The organism is Nodosilinea sp. P-1105, from assembly GCF_012911975.1.
Classification (GTDB): Bacteria; Cyanobacteriota; Cyanobacteriia; order Phormidesmidales; family Phormidesmidaceae; genus Nodosilinea.
Window position 1 is genome coordinate 1 of sequence record NZ_SMDQ01000186.1, and the last position, 655, is coordinate 655.

A 655-nucleotide genomic window follows, 5' to 3' on the forward strand; every position below is an offset into this window, starting at 1 on the left:
ACTCCCTATTTTTTGTCCTTCCTATTCTCTCAAAGCATTGTCCCCTGAAGCTTTGAGTCCCCTTGTCACCCGCTAAGGTTTTTAACATCCTTTGCCATACTAATTCCAATCCTGAACGCTGGCATTGGGTTGCTGATTGCCAGGTTTATTAACATGTCCCAAGGTGATGCCTTGCTGTTTGCGGTGCTCTGTGCCAGTGCGTCTTACATCGCAGTGCCTGCAGCGATGCGTTTGACGGTGCCGGAGGCGAATCCAAGTCTGTATGTATCCACTGCTTTGGCCGTAACCTTCCCCTTCAACATTATTGTAGGAATCCCACTTTATCTGTACGGCATTAATCTGTTGTGGAGCTAAGCCCATGCACCCGGTCAAAAAAATTGAGATCATTGCCAATTCCTTTGAACTGCCGAAAATTCTGGATGGATTGAAAAAATCAGGGGTCCATGGCCATGCGGTCCTGCGTAATGTAGAAGGCGAAGGGCTACGGGATGGCAGTGAAGATTTAGATATGACCATGCTCGATAACGTTTATATCATTGCCTTCTGCCTGCCAGAGCAGCTCAAAACCGTGGTCGAAAAGGGAGTGCGTCATCCTTTAAGCGGAGAAAATAAATCGAGACGACCGCTGAGATAGGCGCAGCGCAGGGCCAGGATT

General features: G+C 48.4%; 1 protein-coding gene and 1 pseudogene. Both read left to right on the top strand.

Annotation, left to right across the window (positions count from 1 at the left end; genetic code table 11):
- Positions 1-78 precede the first annotated feature (78 nt).
- Positions 79-354: pseudogene (locus E1H13_RS26690) on the top strand (sodium-dependent bicarbonate transport family permease); the annotation flags it as partial.
- Between the two features lie 4 nt (positions 355-358).
- On the top strand, positions 359-634 hold the full coding sequence (locus E1H13_RS26695; protein WP_169617984.1) for a P-II family nitrogen regulator: 276 nt from the start codon (positions 359-361) through the stop codon (positions 632-634).
- Positions 635-655 lie beyond the last annotated feature (21 nt).